The 3,641-nt window shown below is 47.5% G+C and carries 3 protein-coding genes and 1 pseudogene; all 4 read right to left on the reverse strand.

Annotated elements, in window-relative coordinates:
- The coding region (locus Q0314_RS06015) for a tetratricopeptide repeat protein (protein ID WP_298057526.1) at positions 1-1,394 on the reverse strand (1,394 nt) is incomplete at its 3' end.
- Positions 1,394-2,638: a serine--tRNA ligase gene (serS, locus tag Q0314_RS06020; RefSeq protein WP_298057528.1), complete on the reverse strand. Its 1,245-nt coding sequence runs from the start codon at positions 2,636-2,638 to the stop codon at positions 1,394-1,396. The genes serS and Q0314_RS06015, both read right to left, overlap by 1 nt.
- A gap of 9 nt (positions 2,639-2,647) precedes the next feature.
- Positions 2,648-3,088, reverse strand: a complete 441-nt coding sequence (locus Q0314_RS06025; protein ID WP_298057530.1) for a copper resistance protein CopD — start codon at positions 3,086-3,088, stop codon at positions 2,648-2,650.
- A 16-nt stretch (positions 3,089-3,104) separates the two neighbouring features.
- Positions 3,105-3,641 (reverse strand): annotated as a pseudogene (locus Q0314_RS06030) (tryptophan--tRNA ligase); the annotation flags it as partial.

The following is a 3,641-nucleotide window of genomic DNA, read 5'->3' on the forward strand; positions in this document are numbered from 1 at the left end:
AGCGAGATGAGCGAGGCAAACTGCGCGTTGGCCTGTTTTAGCTTGTAGTTTAGGGCGTTTGCGATGGCTGATGAGAGCTCTAAATTTACCTTTGAGAGCGCGCCGCTAGCGTTTAGGTAGTTGCCCGCCGCGCTTGCGTCGTCCAAAAATAGGCTAACGCCGCCTTTTCTTATGTAGTTTATCGTTTGGTTCGGGTCAAAAACCTTATAAGGCGCGAAGTAAAACAGCGTCTCATATCGTTTGGTTTTATCGAAAAACAGGTCGTTTCTAAAGTGCGCTTGAGCTAAATTTACGTCAAAAAGCTCTGGCTTTAGTATCGTTTTGATCGGAAAATTCGCGTTTAAAAACAGCGGATCCTCGTGAAATACGGCCTTTATTTCATTTGTCGCCGCTTCAAATTTGCCGTCTTTTAGGTTTATGATGGCTATCATAGAGTTGATTTTATTTGAGTCACCGCCCTTGTTTAGCGCTAAATTTAGCCTATTTCTGGCCTTTTCGTACTGTCCGAGCCTCGCGTAAAGCATACCAAGCGCCAGGTCTGCGTCAAATTCCTTTTGCGCTTCTAGCTTTTGTATCGCTTTTGTATCGTTGCCGATAAAGCTTAAAATTTTAGCCGCGAGGTAGTCGTATCGGTCTTTATAGTAGCCGTTTTCGGCGTGAGAGAGAGCCGCTAGAGCTTCGACGTATTGGCCTTTGTAGTAGTTTATGAGCGCGTAGTAGTAGTTGTATAGCGGAGAGTCTGCCTCCTTGTACAAAAACGAATTAGCGAGATTTATATAATAGTTAAAATTTTGCTCGTTTTTTAGCTCCAGCGAGCTAACCGCGGCATTTATGGCGCTAACGGCGACGTTTTCGTTATTGTCGATAGCTTTTTTAAAGCTTTTTAGCGCGTCTTCAAATTTGCCCTGCCTCATCTGCGAGACGCCAAGATTGTAGTTTGAGAGGCTTTGGTTGTAGACGGCGATGTTTTCGTAGATTTTTAGAGCTTCAAATTTATTGCCCTTTTCGTAGAGTAAATTTGCCTTAGCGATCATGTCGTCGATCTTTGAGCTGCCGAATTTTTGCGACTCGTAGTGCTCCTCGATATCTTTTACGATCTGTTTTTCATCTATCGGAGGCTTTTTCTCGCCTCTAAAAACGAAAAACAAAAATACGGCCAAGATGATGACGAGCGCGCCCGCCGATCCTCCGATGATAAAAAGCTTTTTCTTGCTTTTTTTGGCATCATCTTGCGCGTCTGCGGTTTGTTCGGGGACTACTGGTTCTAGCTCGTCGAGCGAAACCAGCTCGTCGCTTTCGCCGCCTTCTTGCCCTTCCGGTCGAGGCTCTTTGTCGCTTAGCTGGGTTTCGGCCTCTTCGAGGATTACTACATTTTCATCGTCGTTTTGCGCCACTACATGTACCTTTTAAGAACTTCCGGGATCTCGATGCTGCCGTCTGCTTTTTGGTAGTTTTCCATTATCGCTATGAGCGTCCTGCCTACGGCTAGGCTCGAGCCGTTTAGGGTGTTTACCAGAGCGTTTTTCTTGCCGTCTTTGTAGCGGATTTTGGCTCTTCGAGCTTGGAAATCGCGCGTGTTTGATACCGAGCTTATCTCGCGGTATTTGTTTTGTCCGGGTAGCCAGACCTCGAGATCTATCGTCTTTGCCGCGCTAAAGCCAAGATCCCCGCTGCAAAGCAGCATATGGCGGTGCGGCAATCCAAGGCTCGTTAGCAAGTCGCTAGCGCACGCGACCATCTCGTCAAGCATCTGTGCGCTAAGCTCTGGAGTCGTGATGGCTACGAGCTCGACCTTTTCAAACTGATGTTGGCGGATCATGCCGCGCGTGTCGCGTCCTGCTGAGCCCGCTTCTTTACGGAAGCACGCCGAGTAGCAAGTCATCTTTATCGGTAGGTTCTCGACGGGCAAAATTTCGTCGTTATAAAGATTCGTCACCGGCACCTCGCTAGTAGGGATTAGATACAAATCCTCGCCCTGAGCCTTATATAGATCGTCTTCAAATTTAGGCAGCTGTCCTGTGCCGTAAAGCGTGTTTGCATTTACCAAAAACGGCACGTTAACCAGTTCAAAGCCGCGCGCGTTGTTAAAGTCGATCATGTAGTTAACTAGGGCTCTTGATAGGCGCGCTCCCATGCCCTTTAGCACGCAAAAGCGCGAGCCTGATAGCTTAACGCCGCGCTCGAAATCAAGCCAGCCTAAGCTCTCGCCAAGCTCCCAGTGTTCCTTTGGCGTAAAGTCAAATTTTGTCGGCTCCAGCACCGTTTTTACGCATACGTTGCCATCCTCGTCCTTGCCAAACGGCACGTCGTCGTCGGTGATATTTGGCACGCAGCTTGCGATGTTTTCTAGTTTTTCCTCGTATGTGCGCACGATATCGGCGGCGTCGCCCATCGCCGTTTTGTTTAAATTTAGCTCGTTTTTTAGCTCGTCGGTGTTCTCGCCGTTTCTGGCCTTTATGCCCAGCTCCTTGCTCTTGGCGTTTTGGATCGCTTGGAAATTTTCTAGCGCTTGACGCTTGGCTTTTAGCTCGTTAAACGTCGTCAAAAGCTCGTTTAAAACCTCGGGCTTTACGTTTTTTCCTTGTAATTTTTTTACGAACTCGTCGTAGCGCGTGTCGAGTAGTTTTAGATTTATCATTTTTATCCTTTATACTATAAACATAACTTTAGCAAATATCACGATGATCGCCGCCGCCGCAAACGCAAACGGGTGGATATTGCCTAGAGGGCTAGGGCGTTTTAGTATAAATTTACACGTGAGATTTGTCGCTACCGCCGCAAATATCAACATCGCCAAAATAACCTTTATCATAAAGACGATTTGTAAATTCGACTCAAAATATCCGCCGGCTTTCGAGCCGACCCAGCTACTCATCATCATGCCGCCCGTTAGTACTAAAAGCAGCACGCAAAGCGGCATGATTTTTATCGCGACGCTTGAGATGGCTTGCTGCGCTTTTTGCGCTATTTCCGCGGGCAGTTTGGCCTTGGCTCTTGAAAAAATAATCACGTCGAAAAATAAAAATCCGACGAAAATGATAGCGCAGATTAGGTGAATAAGCTGCGCGTAAGGGTAGATTGCTTGCATTTTTTTCCTTTAAAATTTATTTGTATATGCCCGTTGCGGCGCGTATTTTTTCCATTATCGGCGCTGCGACGGCTCGCGCTTTTTTCGCGCCTTCGTTTAAAATTTCATCCACTTCGCCCGCGTGATTTAGATAATAATCAAATTTGCCTCTCGCGTCCGCAAAATAGTCCCAAACCAGCTCGTTTAGATACGCCTTAAAGTGTCCGTGTCCTTCGCCGCCTCGCTCGTACCGCGCTTGTAGCGCTTTTTGTCCGTCCTCGTCTAGGAATAATTTAGCGATATTATAGACGTTGCAGTTTTGCCACTGCTTAGGCGCTTCAAGCGGCTCTGAGGTCGTCACGATGCTTGAAATTTGCTTTTTTAGCTCTTTGGCGCCGGCGAAAATATCTATCGTGTTGCCGTAGCTTTTGCTCATTTTCGCGCCGTCTGTGCCGGGCACGGTAGCTACGTTTTCATCGACTTTGTACTCCGGCAGGACGAAGATGTCGCCGTGCTCGTTGTTAAATTTGATCGCGATGTCGCGCGCGATCTCGACGTGCTGGATCTGATCCTT

Origin of the sequence: uncultured Campylobacter sp. (genome assembly GCF_938040115.1) — a bacterium.
GTDB lineage: Bacteria > Campylobacterota > Campylobacteria > Campylobacterales > Campylobacteraceae > Campylobacter_A.

Bases quoted from the DNA above. Each gene is read 5' to 3' on its own strand.
- Q0314_RS06025 (WP_298057530.1), bottom strand. From the start codon at position 3,088: ATGCAAGCAATCTACCCTTACGCGCAGCTTATTCACCTAATCTGCGCT.
- serS (WP_298057528.1), bottom strand. From the start codon at position 2,638: ATGATAAATCTAAAACTACTCGACACGCGCTACGACGAGTTCGTAAAA.